Annotated in this window: 12 protein-coding genes and 2 tRNA genes; all 14 read right to left on the bottom strand. The window is 46.9% G+C overall.

The annotated features are described in order from the left end of the window. The 14 genes from HGT71_RS14930 to HGT71_RS14865 all read right to left on the bottom strand — a co-directional run bounded on the left by HGT71_RS14930 (window position 1) and on the right by HGT71_RS14865 (window position 14,307). Window positions 1–77, bottom strand: a tRNA-Arg gene (locus tag HGT71_RS14930). 5 nt (window positions 78–82) lie between these two features. Then, a tRNA-Ser gene (locus HGT71_RS14925) sits at window positions 83–175 on the bottom strand. 245 nt (window positions 176–420) lie between these two features. After that, on the bottom strand, window positions 421–606 hold the full coding sequence (csrA, locus tag HGT71_RS14920; protein WP_062812383.1) for a carbon storage regulator CsrA: 186 nt from the start codon (window positions 604–606) through the stop codon (window positions 421–423). Window positions 607–847: 241 nt separating this feature from the next. Continuing rightward, the gene (alaS, locus tag HGT71_RS14915; protein ID WP_214218486.1) at window positions 848–3,478 is read right to left on the bottom strand and encodes an alanine--tRNA ligase; all 2,631 of its coding nucleotides are present in this window, start codon (window positions 3,476–3,478) and stop codon (window positions 848–850) included. A 137-nt stretch (window positions 3,479–3,615) separates the two neighbouring features. Beyond that, window positions 3,616–4,128, bottom strand: coding sequence for a regulatory protein RecX (locus HGT71_RS14910; protein ID WP_214218485.1), 513 nt, complete (start codon window positions 4,126–4,128; stop codon window positions 3,616–3,618). An 83-nt stretch (window positions 4,129–4,211) separates the two neighbouring features. Further along, window positions 4,212–5,276: a recombinase RecA gene (gene recA / locus HGT71_RS14905; protein ID WP_048912542.1), complete on the bottom strand. Its 1,065-nt coding sequence runs from the start codon at window positions 5,274–5,276 to the stop codon at window positions 4,212–4,214. 79 nt (window positions 5,277–5,355) lie between these two features. After that, on the bottom strand, window positions 5,356–5,859 hold the full coding sequence (locus HGT71_RS14900; RefSeq protein ID WP_214218484.1) for a CinA family protein: 504 nt from the start codon (window positions 5,857–5,859) through the stop codon (window positions 5,356–5,358). A 106-nt stretch (window positions 5,860–5,965) separates the two neighbouring features. Further along, on the bottom strand, window positions 5,966–7,039 hold the full coding sequence (mltB, locus tag HGT71_RS14895) for a lytic murein transglycosylase B (protein WP_214218483.1): 1,074 nt from the start codon (window positions 7,037–7,039) through the stop codon (window positions 5,966–5,968). A 153-nt stretch (window positions 7,040–7,192) separates the two neighbouring features. After that, on the bottom strand, window positions 7,193–10,234 hold the full coding sequence (locus HGT71_RS14890) for an autotransporter outer membrane beta-barrel domain-containing protein (RefSeq protein ID WP_214218482.1): 3,042 nt from the start codon (window positions 10,232–10,234) through the stop codon (window positions 7,193–7,195). A 15-nt stretch (window positions 10,235–10,249) separates the two neighbouring features. Further along, window positions 10,250–10,849 (bottom strand): helix-turn-helix transcriptional regulator, encoded by a 600-nt coding sequence (locus HGT71_RS14885; protein WP_214218481.1) that lies wholly within the window; start codon window positions 10,847–10,849, stop codon window positions 10,250–10,252. Window positions 10,850–11,018: 169 nt separating this feature from the next. Further along, a complete protein-coding gene (locus tag HGT71_RS14880; RefSeq protein ID WP_214218479.1) occupies window positions 11,019–11,492 on the bottom strand; it encodes a GPW/gp25 family protein in 474 nt (157 codons plus the stop codon). A gap of 18 nt (window positions 11,493–11,510) precedes the next feature. After that, a complete protein-coding gene (locus HGT71_RS14875) occupies window positions 11,511–11,933 on the bottom strand; it encodes a hypothetical protein (protein ID WP_214218478.1) in 423 nt (140 codons plus the stop codon). Next, the gene (locus HGT71_RS14870; RefSeq protein ID WP_214218477.1) at window positions 11,914–12,177 is read right to left on the bottom strand and encodes a PAAR domain-containing protein; all 264 of its coding nucleotides are present in this window, start codon (window positions 12,175–12,177) and stop codon (window positions 11,914–11,916) included. The genes HGT71_RS14875 and HGT71_RS14870 overlap by 20 nt, the downstream gene beginning before the upstream one ends. Before the next feature lie 21 nt (window positions 12,178–12,198). Beyond that, a complete protein-coding gene (locus tag HGT71_RS14865; RefSeq protein ID WP_214218475.1) occupies window positions 12,199–14,307 on the bottom strand; it encodes a type VI secretion system Vgr family protein in 2,109 nt (702 codons plus the stop codon). Window position 14,308: the final 1 nt, after the last annotated feature.

Raw genomic sequence — 14,308 nt, 5'->3', positions numbered from 1 at the left:
TGGTGCATCCGGGAGGATTCGAACCTCCGACCGCTCGGTTCGTAGCCGAGTACTCTATCCAGCTGAGCTACGGATGCGTAAATGGCGGTGAGGGAGGGATTCGAACCCTCGATGCAGCTTTTGACCGCATACTCCCTTAGCAGGGGAGCGCCTTCAGCCTCTCGGCCACCTCACCAATTTACTTCTTAACTTAGCACAGAGGGAAACTTACGTTGCCGTTCGTTGCTGCGTTGGCGCACATATTACTTTCCCCGACTTATAAGTCAAACACTTTTTCGAGAAGATTGTTTGTTTGCACAAAACCGCAGCAATTAGCACATTTACTCGGCGTTTTGCTTTTCTAAAGCAAAAAAAAACGGCTGCAAACATAATTATGTTTCACAGCCGCTCAGTAACCTGCCCCTGGTAAGTGCAGATAAATTAATACTCAGAATCCTGAGTTTTTTCAGCTTGGATGCGTTGGTAAATCTCTTCACGGTGCACCGAAACCTCTTTAGGTGCATTAACACCAATTCTTACTTGGTTCCCTTTGACACCGAGTACCGTCACTGTAACCTCATCACCGATCATGAGGGTTTCACCAACTCGACGAGTTAGAATAAGCATTCTTTGCTCCTTGAAAGATTAAAAGAGTCGGGTCTCTGCGCAACCCGGCACATCCATCGTTAACGCTAAGTAATTAGGACCGTATTTTATTAATAAAATTCACTCAATCCGTAATAACTCATGCTTGATAATAGTTTAGCCGAAATACAGAGTTCTTACCTGACTTTATCAAGAGATTCATTAAATGATTTTATAATAAGCCCAACCGGGTTTGTTGGGCCATTAAGGAAATAAACTTAACTTATTGTAATTTATTAGAAATAATCTCAGGCACTTCTGCAAGCGTTGCGGTTAGCGCGTCTGGCAAATTACCACCTGCTTGCGCCATATCCGGTCGACCGCCCCCTTTGCCACCGACTTTCGGTGCGATAAGCCCAATAAGTTCACCTGCTTTAACGCGATCAGTGAGGTCTTTCGTGACCCCAACAATAAGTGAAACTTTATCTTCGCTTGTTGTACCTAATACAATAATTGCTGAACCTAATTGATTTTTCAGATCATCGACCATGGTGCGAAGCAGCTTGGGATCGAGAGAAGGTAACTCACTGACCAGCACTTTTACGCCATTAATCTCGCTCACCTGATCAGCCAAAGAAGCACTTTTCTGTGCCGCCTGCTGGTCTTTAAGCTGCTGAACCTGTTTTTCAAGCACACGAGTATGTTCGGCTAGCGCTTTCACCTTGTCATTAAGATTAGTGCTATTTGCTTTGATCAGTTGTGCTATTTGCGTCAGTTGATCCTGTGCCGCAAATACGGTATCCAGCGCGCGCTGACCGGTGAAGGCTTCGATACGACGTACCCCTGCCGCTGTCCCCGACTCTGAATCCAGCACAAATAATCCAATATCGCCCGTACGCTGCGCGTGAGTGCCTCCGCAGAGTTCGACCGAGAAGTCGCCCATGGTCAATACCCGTACCTGCTGGTCGTATTTCTCACCAAATAGGGCCATGGCACCTTTTTGCTTGGCATCTTCGATATCCATGATCTCAGTGGTGACAGGCAGGTTAAGGCGGATTTGTTGGTTAACAATCTCTGTAACGCGACGGAGTTGCTGCTCGCTCATTGCTTCGTTATGGGAGAAATCGAAACGCAGGTATTTATCGTTAACCAATGAGCCTTTCTGCGCAACATGGTCCCCAAGCACTTGGCGCAAGGCGGCATGCAATAAGTGTGTTGCTGAGTGGTTTAAGCGGATCTTGGCCCGTCTAGCCTCATCGACTTGAGCATTGACCTGTTGTCCGACTTGCAGCTCACCCGTGGTGAGACGCCCTAAATGGCCTGGGCTCTTACCGTATTTTTGGGTATCTTCAACGGTAAACTCACCCTGCTCTGTCGAGATAATACCGGTATCACCAACCTGTCCACCTGACTCGCCATAGAATGGCGTTTTGTCGAGTATCACCACCGCTGATTGCCCAGGTAGCAATGTTGGTACAGATTGTCCGTCGACAAAAATTTCGCTAACGGTTGCTGGGAACGACAGCTGGTCATACCCCTTAAATTCGCCCTCTTTCTCAACACGAATTTGCGCATTGTAATCGGCACTGAAGCCACTCGCTTGACGTGCGCGTTGGCGCTGGGCTTCCATTGCGGCTTCGAAGCCCGCTTCATCAATTTTTAAATCGCGCTCACGGCAAACATCTGCCGTTAAGTCAGCAGGGAAACCGAAGGTGTCGTAAAGGCGGAAGACGATCTCACCCTGAAGGGTATCGCCTTGCAGTGCAGCAAGCTCTTCATCGAGCAGTGCTAGACCACGTTCTAAAGTTTTGGCGAACTGTTCTTCTTCAGCTTTTAATACGCTCTCAACATGTTGCTGTTGTTGGCGTAGTTCATCGCCCGCGCTTCCCATCACATCGATGAGCGGCTGCACTAATTTATAGAAGAAACTCTGTTGCGCACCTAACATGTTGCCGTGGCGAACTGCGCGACGAATAATCCGACGAAGGACATAACCGCGGTTCTCATTAGAAGGCACGACACCGTCAGCGATTAAGAAGGCACAAGAACGGATATGGTCAGCGATAACGCGTAACGATTTATTCGTTAAGTCTTGTGTTCCAGTCACCTGTGCCACGGAAGCAATGAGTTTTTGGAATAAATCAATATCGTAGTTCGAGTTGACGTGTTGTAGCACCGCAGAAATACGTTCTAAGCCCATCCCCGTATCAACGGACGGTTTTGGCAGCGGAAGCATTGTGCCGTCAGCTTGGCGGTTAAACTGCATGAAGACGATATTCCAGATTTCGATATAGCGGTCACCGTCTTCTTCAGCAGAACCTGGAGGTCCGCCCCAGATATGGTCGCCATGATCGTAGAATATTTCGCTACAAGGGCCACACGGCCCGGTATCACCCATCTGCCAGAAGTTGTCAGAGGCATAGGCACTGCCTTTATTATCGCCAATACGAATAATGCGTTCAGCGGGAACACCAATCTCTTTTTCCCAGATATTCCAGGCTTCGTCGTCGGTCTCGTAAACGGTTACCCACAAGCGCTCTTTGGGTAAATTAAACCATTGCGCACTGGTCAGAAGTTCCCAGGCAAATGAAATGGCTTCACGTTTGAAATAGTCACCGAAACTGAAGTTACCGAGCATTTCAAAGAAGGTGTGGTGGCGTGCGGTATAACCAACGTTTTCGAGGTCATTATGTTTTCCGCCTGCACGGACACAACGCTGTGAGGTGGTCGCACGTGAATAATCACGTTTATCTTGACCGAGGAACACATCCTTGAACTGATTCATCCCTGCGTTAGTAAAGAGTAACGTTGGGTCATTGTTTGGCACTAGCGAGCTGCTAGCAACAATTTGGTGGCCTTTGCTTTGGAAAAAATCGAGAAACGTCTGACGAATCTCTGCAGTACTCTTGCTCATAAATGTCCTGGTATCATGCTTAACAGACGTTCCGTTACATCTAGGTCACTGGAATGCTCACAGTCGACTTATGATAGGGAACTAAAAGTCTCAATAAGATAAGTTTTCTTCACTGCGAAGTAAAATCTCAATCTTATTCACGAGGAAATATTTTCAAAAACAGCACGGATATCTTCGCTTTGAAAGCCTCTGCTGTAAAGATAACGTTGTAACTTCGCTTTTTCCGGATAACTCGTGGGCCAATGTCGCCCGGCTTTTTTCTCTGCAACCTCTTGCGCGCACTGCTGCCAATCCACGTCAGTATGGCGTAACGCGTCTTGGGCTATCGATGACGGGATCTGTTTGCGTTGCAAATCTTGGCTAATTCGCTGGGGGCCATAGCCTCTGCGGCTACGTTGTTGGATAAATTGTTGGCAAAAGCGCTCATCATTTAAGTAGCCCTGCTCCACGCACCACTGCATAACGCTTTCTAAAGTCTCTTCAGCAACCCAAAACTGCGTAGTGGTTTCACGTAACGACTTCCTTGCAACCGCTAAACGCAGCTTTTCCCGTAACTCTTCTGTTCCATGGTCACGTTGTCCAAGTATCCATACTGCGCGTTGTAATAACTGTGCGTACGTAACCTCTTTGCGCTGGACGGGAGTCTCCATTTGTTGTCCTCTTCATTGAGTACCCATAACGAAAAACGGGAGCCGCATAAGCAGACTCCCGTTACTCACATCACGATACAATATTAAAATTCATCTTGCTCGTCATTCTCGCCAGACATCTCATGCTCTGGTGAGGCTTCACCTTCGTGACTTGGGTTATTTAGCAAGGTTTCACGCAGTTTTTGCTCAATTTCTGTAGCAATTTGCGGATTCTCACGCAGGTAATTACCGGCATTGGCCTTACCTTGACCAATCTTATCGCCTTGATAGCTATACCAAGCACCCGCTTTTTCAATAAACTTATGCTTCACCCCTAAATCGACCAACTCACCGTAGAAGTTGATCCCTTCGCCATACATAATTTGGAATTCTGCTTGACGGAAAGGTGCTGCAATTTTGTTTTTCACCACTTTGACACGGGTCTCGCTTCCCACCACATTTTCCCCCTCTTTGATCGCACCAATACGGCGGATATCAAGACGGACTGAGGCGTAGAACTTTAATGCGTTACCACCAGTTGTCGTTTCAGGGTTACCAAACATCACACCGATTTTCATCCGAATTTGGTTGATGAAAATAAGAAGTGTATTCGATTGTTTTAAGTTACCCGCTAACTTACGCATCGCTTGGCTCATCATACGTGCCGCAAGGCCCATATGCGAATCACCAATCTCGCCTTCAATTTCAGCTTTTGGTGTCAGTGCCGCAACGGAGTCGACAATAATGACATCGACTGCACCAGAACGTGCTAGCGCATCACAAATTTCTAGCGCTTGCTCACCGGTATCGGGCTGAGAACACAGCAGATTATCGATATCAACACCAAGCTTTTTAGCATAGACCGGGTCCAACGCATGTTCAGCATCGATAAAGGCACAGGTTTTACCTTTACGTTGCGCAGCGGCGATAACTTGTAAAGTCAGCGTTGTTTTACCTGACGATTCCGGTCCATAAATTTCAACGATACGTCCCATTGGTAGACCACCGGCCCCCAATGCGATGTCTAAGGATAATGATCCCGTTGAAATGGTTTCAACATCCATCGTCCGGTCTTCACCTAGACGCATGATAGAGCCTTTACCAAACTGCTTCTCAATTTGTCCTAACGCAGCGGCAAGTGCTTTTTGTTTGTTTTCATCGATAGCCATTTCAACTCCTAATCGTACTGGTTTCGCCAGCAAGGGGATTTTATGCTTATGCATTTACGCGGTTAATTATACTGTATAGTCATACAGTATCAAGCTTAATTTTGAAAAATGTCTCGAGTGCGGTGGTTAAGGCAAAGACCACTGATTGCTGGCGAATAGCCTCTCGGTTACCGGAAAAGTGACAGGTATGGGTCGTGGTGTGCCCTGGTGAGGCAAAGCCAAAACAGACTGTACCGACTGGCATATCCTCGGTTCCGCCACCCGGCCCAGCGTAGCCGGTGACTGATATGGCGTAATTGGCTGAAAACGCGTGACAAGCGCCTTCGGCCATCTCTTGCGCCACATTTTCACTCACCACACCAAACTGGTGTAAAGTCTCTGGTAACACCCCTAAGAAGCGCTGTTTACTCTGCTCACTATAGGTGACGAATCCCCCGTCAAAATATGCGGAACAACCGCTAATGTCAGTCAGCGCTTTAGCAATGCCTCCCCCTGTACAGGATTCCGCAGTGGTGAGGGTTGCTTGAGATTGCGTAAGATGCTGCCCGAGTAATTGGCTTAATTGGGCTAGTCTGTCACTCATATCATTCTCTCCATCTAATGGGCTGAGTGGTAGTTTAACGCTTTCGGAGAAGTGTTAGCATGCCGGTCAGATAAATTACGCTCCGACACGCTATTATTAAACCCTGTTACAGGTTATTTTGCCGAGAAGCGCGTACTGACTCACCTAGTTGCCAGACAGCCATCGCATACTGTGTACTGTGATTGTAGCGTGTTATTGCGTAGAAGTTGGGTAAGCCAAACCAGTATTGATAACTGTTCCCCATATCTAAACGCAACAGGCTGACTTTCTGTGAACCAGAAAGCGGTTGCTGAGGCGTCAATCCACTTTTTTTTAATTGGTTAACCGTATAACGCGTTGAGTAACCGTTTTCTAAGCCAGGGGCTTGTCCGGAGCCAACAATTGCCACAGGTTGCCCTGTTTTCCAGCCGCTTTGTTGGAAATAATACGCAACACTGCCAATGGCATCAACCGGGTCCCAAAGGTTTACATGGCCATCACCGTTAAAATCTACCGCAAACTGTTTATAGGCCGATGGCATAAATTGGCCGTAGCCCATCGCTCCAGCAAAGGATCCTCGCAGCGTTAAGGGATTATCTTGCTCGTGTTGCGACATAAGCAAGAACGTTTCCAATTCACTACTAAAATAGGTTGCTCGGCGAGGATAATCAAAGGCCAGCGTTGCGAGGCCATCAATAATACGGGTTTTACCCATTACCCGACCCCAGCGCGTTTCGACCCCGATAATGCCAACGATAATCTCTGCCGGAACGCCATACTGTACTTCGGCTCGAGAAAGCGCATCACGATATTGATTCCAAAAAACAACACCATTCTGTACGTTCGAGTCGGTAATAAATTTATTTCGATAACGGATCCAAGCGCCGTTGGGACCAGGTGCAGGGGTATAGTTTGGTGCTTGACGATCCATCAGTCTCAATACGTAATCTAAGCGACGCGTTTGGCTCAGCCAGGCGACGAGCTGCTGACGATTAAAATTATGCTTTTCAACCATCATATCGATAAATTGTTCTGCGCGCGGATTCCCGGCAAAATCACCGGTTAAGTCACCTTGGGCCAAAGTGGCAGGCTTTAATAAAAAACCACCTTGTGGAGCAGTCTGATTGTCCGTACGGTGCGAGTGGCTACTGCAAGAACAGAGAAGAGTGATGATTGGTACGATAAGATAATTAAATCGCATGCGAGCTCCACTAGCTAGTACATCGACTTTCTACTAATAAGAAAGCAGGATTATTGATGTCTTAGCATAATATAAAAGGCGGAAATTTTCTGCACTAACTGAATATTTCCCATGCAGTCCATCGCCGCCTTCGCATCGCAGCATGACATTATTTTAAAAGTGCCATTTACCGCCTAAAGTTAGACGATTATCGTTATAGCCGTGGTTACCAATTTGTATCGCTGTATTCACCCAAATACTGCCTTGTGAGGTAAGTTTAGCGTCTAGCCCAAGTTTTATTTCAGCCATATTTTCTGCACCCGCAAGCTCGACTTTAGTGTTATCCATTCGAACACCTTGGCGTTTTAAATTGTGTAACCAGTTAACTTCAGCGAAAGGTTGAAAATAACGTTCAGTCTGTTGGTCAATTTGATGACGACCTCGTAACCAACTTCTTATTCCTAATTTACTTTGAATGTTGTGTTTACCCACATTACTCACACGAGTGTTATTCTCTTCAATAACATCATGATGCTTAACCCCTTGATAGATGAACTGTGCTGAGGGCATAAAGTACCAGCGGTATTCCGAGCCTAGGCTACCCTTGAATCTCAACACCTCAGAAATATAGCCCGCCTCAACGCTACCCGTAAGACCTTTAGAACGGTAATATTGCGGACGCAATTGCTCTCCTTTAACCGAGTTGTTAAACCAGTTGTAAAGTAACCAGCTATCAATATAACCGCCTTTTCCCGAGTCCTCATTTATCCAAGTGGAGTACAAGCCCGTACTGTAACCGTTTACGTTACCTTTTGCGCGATAAGCCACACGATTTGAAGCCGTCGAATTATTGTGGTGACCGTAACCTGCCATCACTCCCGTGCTCCAGCGTCCCCCTGCCGGCGTTTCAATATGCAGTAAGGCCCCTCCTAATTGCGCGACATAGCGATTAGATTTTGTCGTGAGCTGACCGCTACTATCAGACCAACTACTACGCCCTCCCACTTGACGCAGCCATAAGTTCGACGTGTTCTGTCCGAAGAGTGATTGTTCATGTTCGAAGGGATCGGACTCTCGTTCAAACAAAGAAGTGTTAAATAGTGTATTGCCCGCAATAAAGTTGGCCAGGTAACTCCCTGCCTCGACTCGGTAGGTCGGTACAGGACGAGGGGTTGGCGTCGGATCCGGCGTGGGTAGCGGGTCTGGCGTTGGGGTTGGGTCCGGCGTTGGGGTTGGGTCTGGCGTTGGGGTTGGGTCCGGCGTAGGGGTTGGGTCCGGCGTAGGGGTTGGGTCCGGCGTAGGAGTCGGGTCTGGAGTGGGTTCCGGCTCAGGCTTTGGTAGTTCGGTACGTAAAAACCAGCTCTCCGCCTGTTTGATTAAATTGTATTCGTAAGCCCCAGCAACGATTCTTCCCCGCTGTGTGAAATTACCATAGGAGGTTCCCCCTACAGAAATAAGCTCAATTCCCCTTATGGTTTCGGCTCCTAGCCCCCCTAGATTATTGACACTCACCGCCGTAGAGCTACCCGACAAAACATCTCCCTTAATAATTACCTTATTCGTTGGTGAGTTATCTCCGGAAAGCTTTGCTGACAGGGTTATTGATCCGTTGCCGCTATAATCGCCATCGATAATCAGCTGATGGTCAGTGTTATCTGGTGCAAAAATAATGTTGCCGTCATTATTGAGGGATTTTAATTGGCTACTCCCAGTAATATTCCAGAGACCTTTTTGTAAGTTCAGTGACTCAACATTGAATACTTGGCCAGTGAATACCCCATGTTCTCCCTTAAGATCGGCGAATATTTTGTTGTTATCTGTTGCGAGAATATTACCTGAAATGATGCTATCAGTTGCATCGATATAGAGTGCAGACGAGAAGCGATTTTGTTTTTCGTCTATTGTGGTGAGGGCCGCAAAGGCTTGGCCATTTTTATAATCAATTTGGCTATTAGATAATCTCACCGATGAGGCACCATTAATACTTACAATGGCGTTGCCACTGTCACCTGAGTTACCATTTAGCTTCGTGTTATTAAGGACTACGGCAGGGTTTAGCTGGCTAAGTTCTGGATAAGAGAAATGATTGGTAGACTTATCGCCGCTCATCATCACCCCAGCAGCGTTTTCGCCGCTAGCGTGAATCATACTATTCTCAAGTTTTATCGCCCCACGGTCATTATAAACACCATGGGAGTATTTACCTTCTGTAAAAATATGAAGTTGATCCGCCGTTACCTTTGCACCGTTAATGAGCGCCACGCCATAAGAGTCTTCATTGTAAGTCACCACCGTTGAATTAGTCACCTCAGCGGTTCCTTCCCCAACCGCCGCGATACCATGACTTCTCTTGCCATGAGTATTGAAACTTAAACGATCTCCGAAGAGGTTACCTTCCGTGTAAATACCATAGGCTCTATCACCGAATGTCGCGAAGGAAGTAAGACTAAGAATAGCCTCACTAAGAGGAACATTGGCCATGGATTGCTGTAAAACCAGTCCATGTGATCGCAGTCCATACGTATAAAACTCCACGCCATCCGCAAACATTTTACCGCCATCGTGAATCATCCAAATTCCGTAACTTTCATCCCCTTCGGTAATAAATTTTCCCTCACGGATAGTCAGATCTTTTGTGCCAGTATTCATATCAATGGCATGACCGAAATTACCGCGCGCTAGAATCTTAACGTCGTTAAGTGTTAACACGCCAAACATCGAACGAATTCCTGCACCGTTAGTGGTTTCGATCGCGCTTCGAGAGAGGTTTAATCCAGATTCAGTATTCGCTTCAGTGTTAAAAACAATTCCCTCACCTTTGCCGTGGTTGACTAGCGTCATCTCGCTGAGGTTAACTTGACTAGTTGGACCTATACTTACCCCTACTGCCCTGCCTTGGCTGTCTTTAACGTTTATCTTCAAATATTCAGCAGTAAATTTCCCCACATCGGTTTTGACTCCGATTCCACTAATGAGCGCCACTGTTATATCGCCATTAATAAGATTGACCGTTGCACCATCCTTAATTAATAAACCGCCATTAGGAGTAGAAACGTTATTTATAGTGATATCTTTCCAATAACCCGATTTATCGAGGACTAGGTTTTCAAGTGTTTCAGCTCCCCCTTCTATTGGCACTAAAAACAGCGCGCAACATAAAAGATGTTTTTTAGTGAAACCGCTACCCTTAATATTCGATGAACTTCCTGTATTCATCCTAACTTCCTTATTTTATAAGCAGAGTGTGTTAATCGCACCTTGACTGTTGTTGGCAACATATTTAGCAAATCTAAAAAAATCCGCTTGGTTATCAAAACCCAGTTTTCGGCTAGCACTGCGATAATGGGTACGAACCGTTTTTATTGAACGATTCATCGTTCTAGAAATGAAATGACAATCAATCCCTTGGCCAATCAAGGTCATAATCATAAACTCAGCGGGCGAGAGTTGCTGATAGCGTTTGAAATCGTTGTGAGCGATAAGGTGGGCCAAATCGAAAGTTTTGGGTACTTTCCAGCTTGAAATTGCCAATATTTTCGAAATTTTTCTTTCTATCTGCGCCAATGTCGCACGCCGGCAGTTAAAGGGAATATAGATATTTCCCCAACAGCCTTTTTTTGATTCGGCTAAATGTGGTACTCCTATTAAGTCAGTCGCGTGGACCACAACAACCTCTTCATAAAAATCGAAACTAAGATGAAAGGTTGTCGCATCGTCGGGAACAATTTTTACTTTTTTGTTCCCATTTTCCCATTGGCTAATTACCAAGGACATAATCCCCAGCTTAAAGTAAGCATCGCCGCCTACCACCCTGATAATCAATACATCCATTATTTATCCGTAAAAATGGTAGCTTGAATAAAATTATAGTGTTTCCCAAAAAACAGTATTTACGCTTCGTTCGTCAGAATAGGGGAACTAAAGCTCTAAGAAAATAGGATTTATTTATTGTTGTTTTCTTTAAATACAATAATCTTATACATATAAGCTATTATGTTGGTTATTCAAACCATGTCCTCGCAGTAGCGGTATCGTAAGTTCCCGCTAAGGTTAAGGCTAAATTTTGCGGATAAAAGCGTATTTCAGCCGTAATAGTTAAACTCAGTTGAGAGATCGACTGAGTCCGTGTCGTTATTGGTAGCACTGTCACGATTAATGTATGGGGATCAATACGAGGTTCAAATCGCGTAATGGCACGCTTAATCGCTCCCTCTACTTTATGGTAGTGCTGCGAGGTGATCGCGTCGCCGATGACGATCCCTAAGCCATAATTAAGGACAGAGTTATCGATCAATGATCCGCCGTTAAGATGAGAAGCGATCTCGGTAGGTTGACTGTTTAATAGCTGACTCAAATCTTCGGTGATAAACCGCTTAACCATTGATGCATCGAGTGAGAAAATCTCCTCCTGTAGCGGAGAATCATCCAGCAGTTTTTGTAAGGTCACTGGGGTTTCCCAACGCCTATCTTTCATGTTTATGTCTCCTTACCGTTATCGACACTTTTCCTTTAGCGCTACGAAAGCCGAGGGATAATCCACTATCCTTAATATACTGGTCTCCAACGAACACTTACCGAGCGGCACCGTATCCGGTAACTCTTGCTCAAGCTGTTGTAAGATTTGCTTAATCGATAATGGCCGTTGCACTAATGTCGTCACGAGTTGTAAAGCTGAGTCATGAATTTCTTGTTGAAATAAACGCTCATTATTCGTATTAGACGGTGGGGAGCTAGCCTCTATGTCGCTAGAGGGCGAGCCTTGATACAGCCAGCACTCTTTTGCCAGCTGCTGTAACAGAGTATTGTCACGGCGTTTCTCAAGATAATAATCACCCTCTCGATTTTCGGGTGGGTATCCCTTGTCCTGTCTAAACAGATATTCCTGTCGAAGTAGCTCAATTTCTAATAAATACATTTGCTGCCCCACTCACGATCTGCGCACCACACCCGGTGATATCCCCAACCCGAGCGACCGGGATACCGGTCGCAAAGACCGCGGTCGATCCGGTGGTTATAGGACTCGCGACATGTAAGAGAGCACAGCTGGTGACGCTTGTCGCCGCTAAAGCGATGGGCAGCCCCGCGCAACGAACCGTCGCCAAACCATTCAATACCGTACCACCGTGCGAGGTGGCATCACCCATTCTGGCCATCAACATAAAACACCCCCTGTTAATAGGTTATACATCGGGAATAATGCTACTAGTAATGGTCGGGGTCGGAATGGGTAACGTTCTACCGGCAAACAGTCCCGCAGTGGGGGTAATGCCCGGTAGCCCGATAACTCCACCGCCACCACCGCCGCCACGCGGGCCCGCATCACCTGGGTTAAAATCAATTTGTCCCGCTTGTAAGATAATTTGGCTATCGGCAATGATCCTGATGCGTCTGGCTGAAATCACTAAATCGCCACCAGAACTCAATCCCATCGCACCTCCAACGGCTAACCCCATCGCCCCTCCCGTCACCATTGACATGGCTCCCCCGCTGGCAATACCGATCGCTCCCCCAGCATTTACGCCGATAGCCCCGCCTGCATTTATCCCGATAGCCGCTCCCGCGTTCATACTCATTAGGCCCCCGACCGTCGTATGATGGGCTCCTCCGACAGAGATCCCTAAGGATGCACCGATAACATAATTACTGGTCCCTGCAACGCTTGAGCGATAGTTTTGCCCAACCTCGACCTGCTGGGAAGCGCCGATGACATGCACTTCGTTTTGCTTCGTTAAACGATTCATATCACGTTCTGCTTGTTCCCAATATTGTTCCTGCCCTAACCGGTCTTCGAAACGGATACCGTTAAAATTGGCCTCACTGCCCCCCACGCTGCGACTGACAAGCCCGCTCTGGCTGCCATTATTGGGTAAGGCCCAAGGCGGAGTCGATTTATCATTGTATAAGCTACCGATGATCAATGGCCGATCGGGATCGCCTTGAATAAAATCAACAATCACTTCATGGCCGACTCGCGGAATATACATACCGCCAAAACGATTACCGGCCCAAGCTTGGCTGACTCGCAGCCAACAAGAGTCGGCCTCACTGTTCTGACCGTAACGATCCCACTGAAAGCGTACCTTGACGCGTCCAAATTGGTCGGTCCATATCTCCTTTTCTGCTGGACCGGTTACCATCGCGGTTTGAGGGCCGAAGGTACGAGGTTTAGGCGTGACTTGAGGATGTCGGTAACGCTTAGTCAGCGGCTGAACCGTAAAATGGCAGGTCGTCTTACCGCTGACCTCGGAAGAACTTTGCCGATTATTCACGATCTCGAGGTCGGTACGTAAAATGAAATAAGGGCGATTCGCGTGCGCTAACGGATAATCGGATAGGGTGAATTGTGCCCCGCAGGTTATCCCGCGTAACTCAGCCGTCCCTGTGCAACGGTGGCCTTGTGCGCCTAAGGACTCAATGCGGATTTTAGCCAGCCGTTCACCGACCTCGTTTTCGCTAAAGTCACCTGGCCAGTCGTAAATTTCCATACGGTTAAAATAGGTATTTCTTGGCTGCTGTTCGCTTACCGATAACGTTTTTCGCGAGGCGGTAAAATCATAATCGGAGGTGACCCAGTGGCCGGTAGTGAGCGCCTCTTGATAATGAAACGTAGAGATAAAAGGCGACTGAAAAACGGGCGATTGCGCTAAATAGGGCAGCGTTCGATAACCATCATGTGTAAAAGGCTGATGAGCCTGCGGACTGTCGACGAAAATAAGGGTATGGCTCTTTTCGCTATGCTCAACAAACCAATAAATCCCCCACTTTTCCATTAAACGCTGCAGAAAATCGTAATCGCTCTCGCCATATTGCACTTGATAATCCAACGTAGGATAGGTCTCGGCTAAGCGACACTCGTAGGGGCGACCATACTCCTTAAGCACATCGTGCAGAATATCGACCACCGATTTTTGCTGGTAAATTTTAAAATCGACCGTTTTACCCAAGAGGAAGATCCAAGGCCTGATCATCAGTTCGTAGTGGGCATGTTGCGCGTCATGGCCTAGGTAGCGTGCTTTCTCGATTATGCCATTGATCCACCGAACAGGCTGTTGCGATGAGCTGGGTTGTCGCTCGGCTTCTAAGGCAATACACACGCTGACCGATTGCCCAATTAATGCCTTAAGTTCAATATCCTCTGCGCCATTATCATCGCCCTGATCTCGGCTCACTGTCTCAGCCTCCACGTAATAATGGCCCAATGACGAGAGCGCTTCGCTACCCGATAGTCGAGTAATCATTAGCCGCTGTGTCTGCTCAGCATGGTTGATTAATGTCAGTATTCTGTTCATT

Origin of the sequence: Rosenbergiella epipactidis (genome assembly GCF_018494055.1) — a bacterium.
Lineage (GTDB): Bacteria > Pseudomonadota > Gammaproteobacteria > Enterobacterales > Enterobacteriaceae > Rosenbergiella > Rosenbergiella epipactidis.
Note: the sequence above shows the minus strand (reverse complement) of the source record. Positions and strands in the feature narration are given on the sequence as shown.